Genomic DNA, 16,579 nt, shown 5'->3' on the forward strand with positions numbered 1-16,579 from the left:
CGCCTGATCCGAAAGGCACGATCCGATGTTTGACTATGAGACGCTGCGCATATTGTGGTGGGGGCTGATGGGGGTGTTGCTCATCGCCTTTGCGCTGACCGACGGGTTCGACCTCGGGGTCGCCACGCTTCTGCCGTTCGTCGCACGGACCGATTCCGAGCGCCGGATGGTGATCAACTCGGTCGGTCCGACCTGGGAGGGGAACCAGGTCTGGTTCATCCTGGGTGGCGGCGCGATCTTTGCCGCCTGGCCGTTCGTCTATGCGGTCAGCTTTTCCGGCTTCTACCTCGCGATGTTCCTCGTGCTCGCGGCGCTGATCCTGCGACCGGTCGGGTTCAAATACCGGTCGAAGCGGCCGGATCCGCGGTGGCGGTCCGGGTGGGACTGGGCGCTGTTCGTGGGCGGTGTCGTGCCTGCGCTCGTCTTCGGGGTCGCGGTCGGCAATGTCCTGTCGGGGGCGCCGTTCCGGCTGGACAGCGATCTGCGCGCCTTTTTCGACGGCAGTTTCCTCGGGCTGTTCACGCCCTTCACGCTGATCTGCGGCCTGTTGTCGGTCGCGATGCTGGTCCTGCACGGCAGCGCGTGGCTGGCGATCAAGGTCGAGCATGGCCCGGTCCATGACCGCGCGACGCGGTTCGGGACGCTGGCCGGCATGCTGTCACTGGTCCTGTTCGCGGCCGGCTGGGCGTTCGTCGCCTGGACCGATATCGGGTTCCGCATCGTCGGGACAATCGAGGCGGCGGGGCCGTCCAATCCGCTGCGCACGACGAGCGAAATCGCTGCGGGCGCATGGCTGGCGAACTATGCACTCCATCCCTGGATGATGATCGCTCCGCTGCTGGGATTCGGCGGCGTGGTGGTCGCGCTGATCGGGATACGCCGACGGATCGAGAGTGCGGCATTTGCGGGATCCTCGGCATCGGCGGTGGGGATCATCGCGACCGTCGGGCTGTCGATGTTCCCCTACATCCTGCCGTCCAGCATCGATGAGCATTCGAGCCTGACGGTCTGGAATGCGTCATCCTCCGAAAAGACACTCGGGATCATGCTGTTCGTCACCGCCGTCTTCCTGCCGATCGTCCTCGCCTACACCGCATGGGCCTTCAAGCTGATGTGGGGCCGCGTCACGGCGCACGAGGTCGCGACCAATCCCGATTTCTACTGATCACTCCGTGCGGCAAGGACGATAGATAATGTGGTATTTCAGTTGGGTATTGGGCCTCGGCCTTGCGCTGGGCTTCGGAGTGCTGAACGGCATGTGGCATGAATTCTCGTTGCCGGCCGATGACGAGATCGACGTACCGGACATGCCGTAGACAGTGTCGGGCAACATATCTTGCCCGGCCCGTCCGGCGATATTGACCAGTCGGCGCCGAATTGATGCGGTCAATTCGGCGACCGGGCGCTATATCTGCCGTCATGCTTGCTGCAACCATCTGCGTCGACTGTGCAGTTCGCGATCAGTCGCTCTGCGGAAGCCTGACCAATAGCGAACTGCATGCGCTCAATACCCTGGGTCGGCGGCGGATCGTGCGGCGTGGCGAGACGCTGATCTGGGCGGGTGAGGACAATATCCTGTGCGCCAATCTCCTGTCGGGCGTGCTCAAGCTCGTCGCATCGAGCGGTGACGGGCGCGAGCAGATCGTCGGGCTCCTATACCCCGCCGACTTTGTCGGGCAGCCCTATCCCGGGCAGGCCGATTTCAGCGTGTCGGCGCTGACCGACGCGGAAGTGTGCATCTTTCCGCGGGCGTCGTTCGAGCGCGTCCTGACCGATCATGCGCGGATGGAGCGGCTATTGCTGCAACGCACGCTTGCCGCGCTCGACGAAGCACGATCGCGCATGCTGACGCTCGCGCGCAAATCGGCGAGCGAGAAGGTCGCAGGGTTTCTCGTCGATATGGCGACCCGTGCCGCGGCGACCGGTTGCAGGGGAACGCCCAGCGGGCCGGTCACGTTCGACCTCCCGCTTTCGCGGGGTCAGATCGCCGACATATTGGGTTTGACGATCGAAACCGTCAGCCGGCAGATGACGCAGCTGAAGACTCGCGGCGTCATCGGCTTGCCCGGCGGACGAGCCATCACCATTGTCGACCGCGACGCTCTCGCGGCGCGCGCCGATCCGGCATAGCGACGCCGGGACCGACAGCAGGCTGTGCTCAGGGTGAAGTGCTACGCGCCAGGCTGTCGGTCAGCCGCATCCTGGCGGCGCGCGTGAGGCGGGCATGCCCCAGGGTCAGGATCAACAGCTCGGTGAAGTCGGTGGCACGCCGGCAGCCGTCGAAGAAGCATCGCAACATATAGCCGAGCATGTCGGGCGCGAACCGGTCGGCTTCGATCGAACGCGGATCGAGTGCGACGATGAGATCCTGTGCGTAGACGGCGTCGGTCGCGCGGTGTGCGGCGACATGATCGAGCAACACGCCGATCAGCGGCTGGGACGGGGTTCGCCGGAACAGCGTGTCGAGCGTCGGCTCGAGGCCATCGTCGCACCGTTCGGTCACCAAGGCCAGTCGCGCACAGATCCAGTCCGCATCACGTGCCGAGGGCCTGACGGGCAAGCAGTCGGCGCAATGTTCCAGAATGCTGCACAGGCTGCGCAGGTCGGCATGCGCGGACAGCAGCTCCGCGAGATCGTCGTCGCGGATGACATGCCAGTGACGACACGCTGGAACCGGGGACGACTCGCCGTCGCGTGATGCCCGATCGACGCGCTGCGCCTTGCCGTCCTGCTTCGTGCCGTGCCCGTCCGTCATGCCGGCTCCTCCGGTTATCGCTCTGCCCGTTATGGCGAACCGTGGCATTGATCGTCGTCAAAGGGGCAGGGTGCCGGTTTGAGGCGACCGCGACGCCAGGGCGCGGACTGATATTTGGTGACGTTTACCGATGCTTAGGCGCGCCGGCCTATCTTTGGACGGGTCGCCCCGTCGTTCCGAAGTCGCGGGATGGACGCATTTTCACAGCTGACCATAATGGTGGAACTGGCCATCATTATGGGTCAATATATTTGCCAATAAGCTAGGTAATAATTCAGTATTGGCATATACTTGCCGGATAGCATGAAGACTTCAACGCAAGACGATTCCGTTTCGACAATGAGCCAGCCGGGCCGTACTGTGGCCGGGTTGTGCATCGCGGCTGTCTTTGCGTGTGCGACGGTCCCGATGATCGGGTGGATGCTGCGGATTCCCGTGCTGACGACGTTCGGTTTGGTCGAGCCAATGCCGCCGTTCGGCTGCATTGCCTTTGCCTGCATGGCGGCGGCGACCCTGATATTGTCACGCGGACATTCCAGTCGCCGGGCCATGCCGCTGCTCGCCGTGCCGATCGCCATTGGTCTTGAGCGCCTGTTCGTCCAAGTGGTCCTGCCGGCCGGGAGCCATGGAATCGATGGGTGGCTGTTTGCGGACGATGTCCGGACAGCCTTTGATCGCGCGATGACGGGGCCGGGCATTGTCGCCGATCTCATACTCGTCGCATTGCCCGTCGCGATCGGCGCAGCCGCGGCAAATACCCGCTCCTATGGACGGCTGGCGGCGGCACTCGCAGGCGGCAGTTTGGTGACTGCAAGCACAGCCTTATTGTTGATCCCGATGCTCCCGGCCCTGCATGCGACCGGGTGGCATCTGTCGTCGACGTCCCTGCCATCCGCGATCGGCGCGATGCTGCTGGCCCTGGGGGTACTTGCCTGGCGAAGTGATATTCTGGACGAGCCCGGTGCCTGGTCGCCCGAATGGCACATGTTGCGACTTGTTCTGCCGCTGCTGCTGGTCGTACCGGTGCTAGCGCCGCTCGTGGAAATGGCGAGCATCGAGCTTGCCGGGGTGTCTGCGGTCTGGGGCGAACTGCTGACCGTCACGCTGAATTTCGTGGTGGTCAGCGCGCTCGTCACCTGGACGGTGCGGAGCGCAGCGCGGCATCGCGCCGCGTTGTCCGAGCTGACCGAGGCATTGAACGCCGCACCGATGGCGCTGGTCGATACCGATGACCGGATCATCCACTGGTCGCGCGGGTGCGAGGAATTATACGGGTGGCGTGCGCACGAGGCGCTCGGCAGGCAGAAGCATGTACTGCTCGCGTCGCGCACCGCCGACGGCAGCTTGGCGACGGGCTGCCCGCATGCCGATGGCGAGCGTGAACTGATCGAGCGCCGACGCGACGGCAGCGCGGTGCACGTGATCGAGCAGGCGCGCAGGGTCGAGAAGCTGGCCCGTGCGCCGGCCCTCGTCCTGTCGATGACCGATATCAGCACCCGGCTCGAGATCGAGGCCGCGCTGCGCAAGAGCGAGGAGCGTCTCGCGCTCGCCAGCAGTGCGCACGAGATCGGGGTCTTCGAATGGGAAATCGCAACGGGGGCGCTGACCTGGACCGCAGGGTCCGAGCAGCGTCTGGGGCTGCCCGCGGGAAGCCTGCACGATTATCCGAGCTGGGCGGCGTTGATCGACCCGGACGACCTGGCGGAGGTCGAGCGCACGATCGCCGAAACCGTCGGCATGCGCGCACCGCGCATCAGTTTCACCTATCGATTGAGACTGCCCAACGGCACGCAGCGTTTCCTCGAAGGCTCTGCGCGCTGCTTCTACGATCAGGCAGGCGCGATGGTCCGGACCACGGGAATCACGCTGGACATAACGCGGCACGAGGAGCGCGAGGCGGCGCTTCGCGTGCGCGAGGCGCAGCTGCGGTCGATCCTCGAAACCGTGCCCGACGCGATGATCGTGATCGACGAGGCCGGCGCCATCCGCTCCTTCAGCGCCGCCGCCGAACTCATCTTCGGCTATAGCGCCGCCGAGGCGATCGGATTGAACGTGCAGACCCTGATCCCGGGCGAGCGCGAGGCGTGGCAGCAGGGGTATTTACGGCGTTATCCGGCCTCGGGCGATCGGCGTGGCGTTGGTCATGGCCGGCTCACCACCGCGCGGCGCGCGGACGGAAGCAGCTTCCCGGTAGAGCTGCATGTCGGCGAAGCGCTGGTCGACGGCGAACGCGTGCTGACGGGGTTCGTCCGTGACATTTCGGAACGGATCGCCGCGGAAGAGCGGCTGAGCCTCGTCCGGCGGGAATTGATGCAGGTCATCCGGTTGAACGCGGTCGGCGAAATGGCTGCGGCGCTCGCGCATGAACTCAACCAGCCGCTCGCTGCGATCGCGAACTTCGTCACGACCGCCGAATTGCTCCTCGACAGCGGCGCCGGCATGGATGGCGACCGGCTCAAGGCCACGTTAATATCGGCGAACGCGCAGGCCCTGCGGGCAGGCGACATCATCCACCGGCTTCGCGAGTTCATCGCCAAGCGCGAGTCCGAGATGCGGATCGAGCCCGTGGAGGCGACACTGCGTGAGGCCGTCACGTTGCTGACGTCCGGCGGACAGCATGCCGATATCGAGCTGAGCTTCGCGCTGTCCCCCGACGCCGACTTCATGCTCGCGGATCGGATCCAGGTGCAGCAGGTGGTCGTCAACCTGCTCCGCAACGCGTTCGAGGCGTTGGCGACATCGCCCGACGGCGCGCGCGGCGTCCTCATCGAGGCGCGGTTGAACAAAGCGGCGCTCGTCGAGATCAGCATCTGCGACAATGGTCCCGGCTTGCCCGATGCGATCCTGTCGCGGATGTTCACGCCCTTCACGTCATCGAAGGGGGAGGGGGGCATGGGCTTCGGCCTGTCGATCTGCCGCCGGATCGTCGAAGCGCATGGCGGGGAGCTGGTCGGCTTCAATGCCCCGGGCGGTGGCGCCTGCTTTCGCTTCACCGTGCCGCATGTCTGTGTGGAATAAGCCGTGAAAGGATGTCTGGATGCGTACCGTCTATGTCGTCGACGATGACGACGCCGTCCGTGCATCGGTGCAGGGGCTGCTGTCGACCCGTCCGAACCTGCTGATCCGCGGCTTTCGCTCCGGGGATGCGTTTCTGGCCGAGCTCAGCAGCCTCGACCCGGGTATCGTGCTGCTCGACCATCATATGCCCGGAACCACCGGGCTCGAGGTGTTGCGAAAGCTCGTGCCGTTCGCACCGCATTTTGCGCCGATCATCCTGACCGGGCAGGGCGACGTGCAGCTCGCGGTCGAGGCGATGAAGGCGGGCGCACTCGAGTTTCTGGAAAAGCCGTGCGATCCGCACATCCTGCTGCGCACGGTCGATGAAGGTTTTGCGCGGCTCGAAACCGAAACCGCGGCGGCGGACCGGACCCAGGCGGCGCGTCAGCGGATCGCGCGGCTCTCGATGCGCGAGACCGACGTGCTGATGGGACTGATCGACGGCCAGCCGAACAAGGTGATCGCGCATGCGCTGAGCCTCAGCCCGCGGACCGTCGAGATCTACCGCGCCAATCTGATGGACAAGCTCGGCGTGCGCAGCCTGTCCGAGGCGCTTCGGATCGCCTTTGCCGCCGGCCTCGTGACGGTCGACTGACGATCGTTCGGTCCAAGGGGGTGTCGTTTGTGGCGTGTGCCGGTTAGGAAGGACCTGACGCCAAGCGGGAGTATCTTTTGGAAGCTGTATCGATCGTTCTGTTCCTCCTGCTCGCGGTAGTCCTGAGCGGGTCCATTTCGCGAATGCTCCCCGTGCCGGTGCCGACGCCTCTGGTGCAGATCATGCTCGGTGCGGTCATCGGTATGTCGACGTCGTACCGGGTCGCGCTCGATCCCGAACTCTTCCTGCTGCTGTTCCTGCCACCGTTGTTGTTCCTCGATGGCTGGCGGATCCCCAAAGACGAGCTGCTCAAGGACATTTCGACCGTGGTCGAACTGGCGCTGGGGCTGGTCCTGATCACGGTGATCGGCATGGGGCTGTTCATTCACTGGATGATCCCGGCGATGCCGCTTGCCGTCGCGTTCGCGCTGGCCGCGGTCGTCTCGCCGACCGACCCGATCGCGGTCTCGGCGATCGCCGCACGCGTGCCGATCCCGAAGCGGATGATGCACATCCTTGAAGGGGAATCGCTGCTGAACGATGCGTCGGGCCTCGTCTGTCTGCGCTTCGCGATCGCCGCGGCGCTGACCGGATCGTTCTCGCCGTCCTCCGCCGCAATCAACTTCGTCTGGGTGGCCGGCGCAGGGATCGTCGTGGGCGTCGGCCTGACGCTCGCGGTCACGCGCGCCAAAGCCTGGGTATCGCGGCGGTTTGGCGAAGAATCGGGGTCGCAGATCCTTGTCAGCCTGCTGATCCCGTTCGGTTCCTATCTCCTCGCCGAACATCTTCACGCGTCGGGGATCCTCGCGGCCGTCGCGGCGGGCGTGACGATGACCTATGCCGAGATATCGCGTCAGGCGCTGCCCAATACACGGATGCGGCGCAACTCGGTGTGGGACACGATCCAGTTCGCGCTCAACGGCATCATCTTCGTGCTGCTCGGCGAACAGCTGCCGGCGATCCTTGCGGGTGCCAGGACGACGGTCAAGATGACGGGGCATGACAGCACCGGCTGGCTTGCCGCTTATGTCCTCGCGATCGTCGCCGGACTCGCCGCCCTGCGGTTCGTCTGGGTCTGGGTGTCGTTGCGGCTGACACTGCTGCGCCGACGCTATCGCGACGGGGTGACCGTTCACAGCCCGGACTGGCGGGTGGTCGCGGCGATGTCGCTGGCGGGTGTCCGCGGGGCGATCACGCTGGCGGGCGTCCTGACGATTCCGCTCGTGCTCGACGACGGCACCGCGTTTCCGGCGCGCGACCTCGCCATATTCCTGGCCGCTGGGGTGATCATCGTGTCGCTGGTGCTGGCGAGCGTCGGCTTGCCGATCCTCCTCAACGGCCTGACGATGCCGCCCGAGCCGTCGCTGCTCGCGGAAGAGGACGCGGCGCGGGTCGCGGCGGCGGAAGCGGCGATCCGCGCGGTCGAGCGGTCGCAGCATGAGCTGGCCGAACGGATGGGCGACGGCGATTTCTATGCGGCGGCGGGCGGCCGGGTGATGGACATCTATCGCGACCGGATCGACAGCCGCAGCGGTTCTGCCAAGGCGTCCGCGGCCGCGCGTGTGCAGGACCGGATCGAGCGGGACTTCAAGCTCGTCGCGCTCCAGGCGGAACGCAGCACGATCGTCGATCTCGCGCGCGATCGCCGGATCGGCAGTGCGACGATCCGCAAGCTGGTCCGTGAACTCGACCTCGTAGAGGCCCGGTATCGCAGCTGACGGTCTGCGAGGGCCTCAGACGGGAGCGCCGGGCTTTCTCAGCGTGGAAAGCCATGCGACCACGTCATCGGGTCGTGTCACGGGGATCATGTGGCCGCCTGCGACCAGCGTGAGCGCTGCGGCGGGACAGGCGTTGGCGAGACCCTGGCCGTGGGCCAGCGGATCGAGCACAGCGTCGTCGCGTCCGAACAGGATCGCGGTCGGGACAGACAGCGAAGGATAGCGGTCGACCATCGCGGGCAGATCGGCATTTGCCGCTGCGAGATCTGCCGCCGCTCCGGCAAAGGCCGATGGACGACCGATCAGCGCGCCGCCGCCGCGTGTCGCGAAATCGTCGGGTACCGGATCGGGTGCGAAGACCATGCGCGCGCCGCTGGGTCGCGCGAGCAACGCCGCGGGCGTGGCGACCGTCCATGCCAGCGCGCTGCGCATCGCTCGCGTAGCGATGGCGCGCGTTGCGACGATCTGCGGCACGGTGGCGAGTGGCTGGGTCAGGGGTGCGATCAGCGCGAGCCCGCCAACCTGCCGCGGATGATCGAGCGCCAGCGCGAGCGCGATCGAGCCGCCCAGCGAGTGGCCGACGACGAGCGGCCGGTCGAGCCCCATCGCGGTGATGAACGCCGCGACATGCGCGGCTTGTGCACGGATATTGGCCTGCGCGATCGGCGCCGAATAGCCCGAGCCCGGGCGGTCGATCAGGATCACGCGGTGATCCGCACTCAGTCGGTCGAGCAACGCATAGCCGAAGTTGCGCATCTGCCCGCCAAGCCCGTGGATCATCACGATCGCCGGGCCCGTTCCACGTTCGAGGTAATGCACGCGTCGCCCGTCGATATCGATGAACCTGCCGTCGGCGGGCACGCGGCGTTCCACGCGGTTCGCCGCTAGCCTGGCAAACAGCGCAAGACCGGCCACCACACTGAGCGCGAGACCGGCTGCACGCGCGGCCGGATGGCGAGGCGGCGTGGGCGCCGCGCGGTTGTTCTCTTTCATATGCGTCATCCGCCGACACATAGATTGCGCCGACAAGTCCCGCCAAGCCTCCGGCACGTTTGGAATAACCGCCCGCGAGCGCCAGTTCGCGCGGACCCCATTTCAGGAAGGGGGGTGAGCCGCTCTATCATCTCGTCGATGTTGCATGGGCGGTATGCAACCCGCTTGCGAAGCGGCAGGCGCAGGCGGCATGACGCTAATATTGGAACCGGGCCGGGCGGGTGCGCCGGATGGGAGATGGTGATGACCGACATGATGGCGATCCTGGCGGCGCAGCGGGCGGCGTCGATGGCGGCGATGCCCGAGCCGCTGTCGGTCCGTAAGGACCGACTGAAACGGGCCGCGGCGATGATCCGCGAGTCCGCCACACGGTTCTGCGATGCACTGTCGGAGGATTTCGGTCACCGGAGCCGCGAGCAGTCGATGATCACCGACATCGCCGGATCGATTGCGCCGATCACCCATGCGATCAAGCATCTCGACCGCTGGGCGAAACCGGAGCGGCGCGCGGTGCAGTTTCCGCTAGGGCTGCTCGGCGCGAAGGCCTGGGTCGAATATCAGCCCAAGGGCGTGGTCGGGGTGATCGCGCCGTGGAATTTCCCGGTCAACCTCATCATGGCGCCGCTTGCGGGCATCTTCGCGGCCGGCAACCGCGCGATCGTCAAGACCAGCGAATATACCCCGGTCACGGGTGCGCTGTTCGAGGAGCTCGTCGGGCGGTATTTCGCGGCGGACGAGCTCGCCTTTGTCGGTGGCGGGCCGGAGGTCGGGAAGGCGTTCGCCAGCCTGCCGTTCGACCATCTGCTCTTCACCGGCGCGACAGGGATCGGGCGCCATATCCTCCACGCTGCCGCTGACAATCTCGTCCCCGTGACATTGGAGCTGGGCGGCAAGTCGCCAGTGGTGATCGGTGACGGGACGGATATCGCACGCGCGACGGAGCGGGTGGCGCTTGGCAAGATGCTGAATGCCGGCCAGATCTGTCTCGCGCCCGATTACATGCTGGTCCGCGACGCGGACGAGCCTGCGGTGGTGGCCGGGCTGACCGCAGCGGCGAGCGCGATGTATCCGACATTGCTCGACAACCCGGACTATACGTCGCTGGTCAGCGACCGTCACATGGCGCGGTTGAACGACTGGCTCGACGATGCCCGAACCAAGGGCGCGCGGGTCGAGATCGTCAATCCGGCGGGCGAGGACCTCAGCGGTGCGAACACGCGCAAGATGCCGCTCCACATCGTCCGCGACGCGACCGATGACATGATCGTGATGCAGGAAGAGATCTTCGGCCCGGTCCTGCCGATCCGTCGTTATGACGATATCGACGACGCGATCGGCCAGATCAACCGGCGCGACCGGCCGCTTGCCCTTTATCACTTCGGCAGCGATGCGGGCGAGCGTCGCCGGTTGCTCAATCGAACCGTGTCGGGCGGCGTCAGCCTCGACGACGTGATCCTCCATGTCTCGATGGAGGATCTGCCGTTCGGCGGCATCGGCCCGTCGGGCATGGGCGCCTATCACGGCGCAGACGGGTTCCGTACGTTCAGCCATGCCCGCGCGGTCTTCCGGCAGGCGCGGTTCGACGTCGCCAAACTGGCTGGCCTGAAGCCCCCCTATGGTGCAACCGCGCGCAAGGCCGCCGCGCGGCTGATCGGATGAACCGCGCGTCCAACCGGTCCGCCGCGGCCAGCGGCGGTCAGAAGTCCTTGCGCAGCAGCAGCCCGGCGTAGCGCTGGTCGTCACGCGGGACGAACCGGACCGTCCCTGCGAACGTCCCTGCGGTGAGGAACGACGAATAGGAGGTGTTCGTCAGGTTCTTCACATAGGCGCGCAACTGCCAGCCCGACTGGTCGCTGAGCAGGGCGACGCTCGCATTCCAGATCGCATAGGCGGGCTGCACGGTGCTCGGCGTCTGCGCCAGCGCATATTGCACCTTGCTGCTGAACGTCACGTCGCTCTGCAGTTCGAGTGCTAGGCTGTCGCTGAGCCCGAAGCGGTACGCCGCATTCTCATAGAGCTTGATATTGGGGGCATAGGGAAGCGGCTGGCCGTCGATGTTGCAGCTCGTCGGCGCGCCGGGCGGGCAGAGGAAATTGCGCACCGTTGCGTCGGTATAGGCGGCCGAGATGTCGAGCGTCAGCCCCTTGGTCGGGCGCAGCGTCACGTCCGCCTCGGCACCGCGCGACCGCACCGAGCCCGCGTTGATCAGGCGGCTGACCTGCGCGCCGGCGACGACGTCGTTGAAGCTTGCCTGATACCCGTCGAAGTTCGTCGTGAACGCGGCAAGGCTGTAGCTCAATGCACGGTCCGCGGTGCTGCCCTTCAACCCGACTTCGTAGGAGTTCGACGTCTCGGGGCTCAGCGGGACCTCGTCGAGCGGCGTCGTGGCGTTGAGCGACCGCATGTTGAAATACACGTTATAGGCCGGCCCCTTATAACCGCGCGAATAGGTGAAATAGGTCTGCGCATGATCGCCGAGATCATATTGGAGACCGAGCCGGTAGCTGTCGCCACGCCGATCGAGCCCGTCGCTGGCATTGTGATAGGCGCGCACGCCGGGGCGATCGAGCGCCGCTGCCCCGGTATTAAGGGGATCTGCGGTCGACGTGCGGACATGGTAGAAGTCCAGGCTGTCCCAGGTTGAACGATAGCCCGCGATACCACGGAAGCGCGGGGTGAAATTGACGTTGGCCTCGCCGAACAGCGCGAAATTGTCGTTGGTGATGCCGTAGTTCGCGACACCCGTCGTCGTGCTGCGCGCGCCACCAGCGGCGAGCGACGTCAGCGTCCGCTGATAGGTCTCGTCGGTGGTGGCGTGGAGATAATAGGCGCCAAGCACGTAATCGATCAGCCCGCCCTTGGGCGACGTGAGCCTCAGTTCCTCCGAAAACTGCTTGGTGTTGACGTGGCCAGTATCCTGACCCGACGGGAAGGCGGTCGATAGCGCGGCGACGCTGTCATAATCCTGACGTTGCGTGTTCAGCCACTGCCGCCAGCCGGTGATCGAGGTGAGGTGATAGTCGCCGAGCGTGAGGTCGCCCGTGAACGAGCCGCCGTAATTCTCGTCGCGCACGTCGGTGATCGTATCGTTGTTCGTGCGGCGGTTGCTGGCGTTCGCGCGGATGCCGCTTGCCGTGAGCGCGGCGGCCAGGTCGGGCGAATTGGTGACAGTGCCGGTGGGGTAGGCGGTCCGGCTGGTGCTGGCATAGACGCTGGTCGGGGTGGTATCGTGCGAATTGAGATAGTCGCCGATGATCGTGAACTTCAGTGCGTCCGACGGCGTGATCACCAGCTTGCCGCGCGCACCGTAGCGCCGATAGCCGTTGACGTCGTCGTTGCGGGCGACGTTGCGGACATTGCCCTTGAAGTCGTCGTAAAGGCCGCCGATCAGCGCCTGGACCTTGCCGGGCACGATCGCACCCGAGATGCCGGCCTTGATCCGGTATTCCTCGTCCGACGTGACGCCGGCTTCGCCGAACATCCGGAATTCGTCGGTCGGATTGCGCGTGACGATGTTGACGACGCCCGCGGACGCGTTCTTGCCGAACAGCGTGCCCTGTGGGCCACGCAGCACCTCGATCCGCTCGACTTCGCCCAGATCGAGCGTCGACTGGCCGGGGCGGGTGAGGACGACGCCGTCGAGCACGGTCGACACCGACGGCTCGACGCCTGGCGAGGTGGTGATCGTGCCGACGCCGCGAATGAAGATCGTCCGGTCCTTGTTCGACGCACCGCTGCGAAAGCCGACCGCGGGGATCGTCGCGGCGATGTTCTCGACGGTGTTCAACTGGCGTTCGGCGAGGGACTGTCCGCTGACGGCGGTGATCGCGATCGGTACGGACTGAAGGCTTTCGTTGCGAAAGCGCGCGGTGACGACAACGTCTTCGCCGGTGTCGGCGGCAGGCGTCGCCGCCTTGGGCGTCGCGGTTGTCGGCGCCGGGGCCGTGTCCTGAGCGAATGCCGGCGTGGCGAAGGTCGCAAGCGCGGTGCCGGCCAGCAGCGCCACATGGCGTGGATCGATCATGATATCCCTCCCGAAGATGATGTCGTCTTTTAAATCCCATTCAGCCGATGGGTATATAGATCTGGATGCAGACGCATCGTATCAGCTTTAGTGCCCCTCGACCGGGCGCAACCGCGGCAGCAGCAGCTGGATCCAGCCGACCGCGAGCAGATAGGAGACGCTGGCGAACAGGAACAGCGGCAGGTAGCCGAGCCCGGCGGTCAGGACGAGGCCGGCGACCTTGGCGATCACCATACCACCGACATTGCCGCTGAACGAGCCGAACGCGGTGACCCGGCCAAGCTTGTCCTGCGGGACGACGTCGGCGATCAGCGCGAACAGGTTGGTCGAGAACGCCTGGTGCGCGGCGAGCGTCAGCGCCATCAGCGCGATCGTGACGGGATAGCTGCCGACGTAAAGCACGAGTGGAACGGGCAGGACGCAGAGTGCGGCGGCGAGCAGGATGCCCTTGCGGACCGCGTTGACGCTGTAGCCGAGGCTGAGCAACCGGGTCGCCACGCCGCCGCCGAGCAGCGAGCCGACCGCCGCGCCACCATAGGCAATCGCGAGCGGGACACCGAGCGCGACCCCGCTCAGCCCATATTGGCGGTGGAAGAAATCGGGCAACCAGAAGAGCATCAGCCACCAGGTAGCGTCGGACAGGATCTTGGCGATCGCGATCGCCCAGGTCTGGCGGTTGCGCAAGATCGGGCCGTATTCGCCGACCGGTGCCGCGGCATCTGCGGCGCCCACGGGCTGCGAGGTGAAGTGCAGGCGACGGGTCGCGATCAGCCAGACCGCCGCCCAGACGAGCCCGAGCGCACCTGCGACGACGAACGTCCCCCGCCAGCCGACGAGCAGCGCGACGCCCGGAATGGCCAGCGGCGCCAGAATCGCACCGATGCTGTTGGCCGCATTGGTCGCGCCGAACCCGCTCGACCGCCAGTTCTTCGGCAGCACCGACGCGATCGTCTTGATTCCGGTCGGCGTGCCCATCGCCTCGGTCGCGCCCAGGCTCACGCGGATCATCACGAACTCGGTCATCGATCGCGCCCAGCCATGCGCCATCGCGGCGATGCTCCACGCCGCGACACCGATCGGGTTCGCCCATTTCACCCCGAGCTTGTCGACGATCCAGCCAGTGAACAGGAATGCGAACGCCGCGCCGCCCTGGAACCAGGCGGCGAGCGTCCCGTAATCATCGTCGCTCCAGCCGAGATCGGCGGCGATCGTCGGCTTCAGCACGGCGATGATCTGACGGTCGACGAGGTTGAGGATGCCGGCGGTGACGACCAGCGCGAACAGCAATGTGCGGCCACGGGTGCTGAGTTGCGCGACGGTCTTGATGGGCAAAGTCATAGCGGGCCAGCATGGACGAGAGGACGATGGATGCGAGCCATTTTCTCTTGTCCGCGTCGGTTATTTGATTTCAATCGGTCTCAGCGGGCAGGTCTGCGTCCTAGACGACCAAGGGACCATGCTCGATCCGCGGCAGCACGTGGCGGGCGAACAGGTCGGCCTCAGCGGCGTGCGGATAGCCCGACAGGATGAACGCATCGATCCCCTCGGCCCGGTAGGCGTTGAGCTTGGCGAGCACCTGGTCCGGATCGCCGACGATCGCGGCACCGCATCCCGACCGTGCGCGGCCGATCCCGGTCCACAGATTGGCCTCGGCATAGCCATCGTCGGATCCCTCGCGCAGTTCGGCCTGGCGACGGACGCCGGCGGACTGAGAATCGAGCGAACGCGCGCGGATCGCCTGGCCTTCGGCATCGTCGAGCTTGGACAGCAGACGATCGGCCGCGGCGCGGGCTTCCGCCTCGGTGTCGCGAACGACGACATGGACACGGTAGCCGAAGCGCAGCGTGCGGCCGTGACGTGCGGCGCGCGCGCGCAGGTCGGCGATGATCGCACGGACGCCGTCCATCGTGTCGGGCCACATCAGATAGACGTCGGCATTGGTCGCCGCGGCCTCCCGCGCCGCCTCGGACAGGCCACCGAAATAGAGCGCGGGACAGCGCCCGGACACGGTGGTGGTCCGCGGAGGATCGAGCTTCAGCTTCCAGAAGTCGCCGTCATGGTCGAGCGGCTTGCCGTCGAGCAGCGTACGCAGGATGTGCATCGCCTCGACGGTGCGCGCATAGCGCGGCGCGCTTGCGAGCGTCTCGCCGGGCAGGTCGCTGGAGATGATGTTGATCGCCAGCCGACCGCCGAGCATCTGGTCGATCGTCGCGATCTGGCGGGCGAGCTGCGGTGGCCAGCTTTCGCCGATCCGTACCGCCATCAGCAGTCGCAATCTCTTGAGCATCGGTGCGATCCCCGCGGCAAACGCGGTCGTGTCGATGCCGAGCGTATAGCCCGAGGGCAGCAGGATATTGTCATATCCGGCCGTCTCGGCCTGCATCACGATGTCGCGACAATGCTCCCAGCTCGATTTCAGCGCGGGGTCGGGGACGCCGAGAAATTCGTAATCATCGTCGCACAGCGCGGAAAACCAGCTGATCTCGCAGGGCGGGAGGCTTGCCGACGGATCGATCATGGCAGCGAGACACCCATGCCGGCCTGCAGCACCGCATACCATTCGCTGCGGGTCCATTCGACCTTGTACGCATCGGCCGAGGCTGCGATCCGCGCGGGGGTCTGCGAGCCGACAATCGGGATGATCCGCGCCGGATGTGCCATGATCCACGCCAGGGTCGCGGTCGCGGCGTCGACGCCGTAGCGCGCGCCATGCTCGGCAAGCAGCGTTGCCGCCGGGTGATCGCCCTGCGCCAGCCGACCGCCGCCAAGCGGCGACCATGCCATCACCGCGACGTCGTGCGCCATCGCCTGATCGAGCGTGCCATCGAACAGGGGCGCGGTCTGGAGCGGCGAAAACTCGGGCTGGGTGCTGACGATCGGCAGGCCGAAAAACGCCTGCAACGCGGCGAATTCGTGGACGCTGTAGTTCGAGACGCCGATGCTGCGCACCTTGCCCGCGTCGATCATGCGCGTCAGCGCTGCGGCGACCTCCTGCGGATGGGTCATGAAATCACGGCGGTGGATCTGGTACAGGTCGACCTGCTCGATCGCCATGCGCGTCAGCGACGCGTCGAGGGCGTCGGCCAGATACTCTGCACTGGAATTATACGGAATGCCGGGACGGATGCCCGCCTTGGTCGCGATCACCATCTTCGCGCGCAGGCTGCGGTCCTCGGCCAGCGCGCGCCCGAACAGCGCCTCTGCCGAGCCGAAGCCCGCCGGGACGTCGCAGCCATAGATGTCGGCGGTGTCGAAGAAGTTGATTCCCGCACCCAGCGCCGCGTCGATCATCGCGCGGACCGGCGCGGTTTCTCCGGCCAGCCGCCACATGCCCCAGGCTATCGGCGAAACAAGGATTTCGCTCTTGCCGAGCGGGCGAAGGTCGTTGGAAAGGCGGATCGTCGTCATGCCGACGGCTCATGGCATAGGGATAGACA

14 protein-coding genes are annotated in these 16,579 nt (G+C 66.1%); 7 read left to right on the top strand and 7 right to left on the bottom strand.

The annotated features are described in order from the left end of the window. Positions 1-25: 25 nt before the first annotated feature. The 3 genes from cydB to IFT87_RS11685 all read left to right on the top strand — a co-directional run bounded on the left by cydB (position 26) and on the right by IFT87_RS11685 (position 2,130). Positions 26-1,165, top strand: coding sequence for a cytochrome d ubiquinol oxidase subunit II (cydB, locus tag IFT87_RS11675; RefSeq protein WP_037529132.1), 1,140 nt, complete (start codon positions 26-28; stop codon positions 1,163-1,165). Between the two features lie 28 nt (positions 1,166-1,193). Then, the gene (gene cydX, locus IFT87_RS11680) at positions 1,194-1,316 is read left to right on the top strand and encodes a cytochrome bd-I oxidase subunit CydX (RefSeq protein ID WP_031440400.1); all 123 of its coding nucleotides are present in this window, start codon (positions 1,194-1,196) and stop codon (positions 1,314-1,316) included. Positions 1,317-1,419: 103 nt separating this feature from the next. Next, positions 1,420-2,130, top strand: a complete 711-nt coding sequence (locus IFT87_RS11685; RefSeq protein ID WP_037529129.1) for a Crp/Fnr family transcriptional regulator — start codon at positions 1,420-1,422, stop codon at positions 2,128-2,130. Between the two features lie 28 nt (positions 2,131-2,158). Here IFT87_RS11685 and IFT87_RS11690 read toward each other — a convergent pair whose 3' ends face one another. Both IFT87_RS11690 and IFT87_RS11695 read right to left on the bottom strand, forming a co-directional pair. After that, entirely contained in the window at positions 2,159-2,755 is a 597-nt protein-coding gene (locus IFT87_RS11690; RefSeq protein ID WP_192008576.1) for a hypothetical protein, read from the bottom strand. Between the two features lie 242 nt (positions 2,756-2,997). Beyond that, a complete protein-coding gene (locus IFT87_RS11695; protein WP_192008578.1) occupies positions 2,998-3,333 on the bottom strand; it encodes a hypothetical protein in 336 nt (111 codons plus the stop codon). Between IFT87_RS11695 and IFT87_RS11700 the strand changes: the two genes are divergently transcribed. The 3 genes from IFT87_RS11700 to IFT87_RS11710 all read left to right on the top strand — a co-directional run bounded on the left by IFT87_RS11700 (position 3,305) and on the right by IFT87_RS11710 (position 8,125). Further along, on the top strand, positions 3,305-5,773 hold the full coding sequence (locus IFT87_RS11700; protein WP_192008580.1) for a PAS domain S-box protein: 2,469 nt from the start codon (positions 3,305-3,307) through the stop codon (positions 5,771-5,773). The genes IFT87_RS11695 and IFT87_RS11700 overlap by 29 nt on opposite strands. A 19-nt stretch (positions 5,774-5,792) precedes the next feature. Further along, complete coding sequence (locus IFT87_RS11705; protein ID WP_031440397.1) at positions 5,793-6,407, top strand: response regulator transcription factor; 615 nt, start codon at positions 5,793-5,795, stop codon at positions 6,405-6,407. A 77-nt stretch (positions 6,408-6,484) separates the two neighbouring features. Then, complete coding sequence (locus IFT87_RS11710; protein WP_192008583.1) at positions 6,485-8,125, top strand: Na+/H+ antiporter; 1,641 nt, start codon at positions 6,485-6,487, stop codon at positions 8,123-8,125. Between the two features lie 15 nt (positions 8,126-8,140). On the opposite strand, the gene IFT87_RS11715 is transcribed toward IFT87_RS11710, so the two are convergent. After that, positions 8,141-9,127, bottom strand: coding sequence for an alpha/beta fold hydrolase (locus tag IFT87_RS11715; RefSeq protein WP_249403322.1), 987 nt, complete (start codon positions 9,125-9,127; stop codon positions 8,141-8,143). 243 nt (positions 9,128-9,370) lie between these two features. Here IFT87_RS11715 and IFT87_RS11720 point away from each other — a divergent pair, with 243 nt between their 5' ends. Continuing rightward, positions 9,371-10,777 (top strand): coniferyl aldehyde dehydrogenase, encoded by a 1,407-nt coding sequence (locus IFT87_RS11720; RefSeq protein WP_426290656.1) that lies wholly within the window; start codon positions 9,371-9,373, stop codon positions 10,775-10,777. A 37-nt stretch (positions 10,778-10,814) separates the two neighbouring features. Here the strand turns inward: IFT87_RS11720 and IFT87_RS11725 are convergent, their stop codons facing one another. The 4 genes from IFT87_RS11725 to IFT87_RS11740 form a co-directional block, all read right to left on the bottom strand. Next, positions 10,815-13,142 (bottom strand): TonB-dependent receptor, encoded by a 2,328-nt coding sequence (locus tag IFT87_RS11725; protein WP_192008587.1) that lies wholly within the window; start codon positions 13,140-13,142, stop codon positions 10,815-10,817. Between the two features lie 87 nt (positions 13,143-13,229). Continuing rightward, entirely contained in the window at positions 13,230-14,480 is a 1,251-nt protein-coding gene (locus tag IFT87_RS11730; RefSeq protein ID WP_037529126.1) for an MFS transporter, read from the bottom strand. A 100-nt stretch (positions 14,481-14,580) separates the two neighbouring features. Next, on the bottom strand, positions 14,581-15,660 hold the full coding sequence (locus IFT87_RS11735) for an LLM class flavin-dependent oxidoreductase (protein ID WP_183935719.1): 1,080 nt from the start codon (positions 15,658-15,660) through the stop codon (positions 14,581-14,583). Continuing rightward, entirely contained in the window at positions 15,657-16,550 is an 894-nt protein-coding gene (locus tag IFT87_RS11740) for an aldo/keto reductase (RefSeq protein WP_037529124.1), read from the bottom strand. Before IFT87_RS11740 ends, IFT87_RS11735 begins: the two co-directional genes overlap by 4 nt. Between the last annotated feature and the right edge of the window lie 29 nt (positions 16,551-16,579).

The sequence above is a fragment of the Sphingomonas sp. CFBP 8765 genome (assembly GCF_014841445.1).
Lineage (GTDB): Bacteria > Pseudomonadota > Alphaproteobacteria > Sphingomonadales > Sphingomonadaceae > Sphingomonas > Sphingomonas aerolata.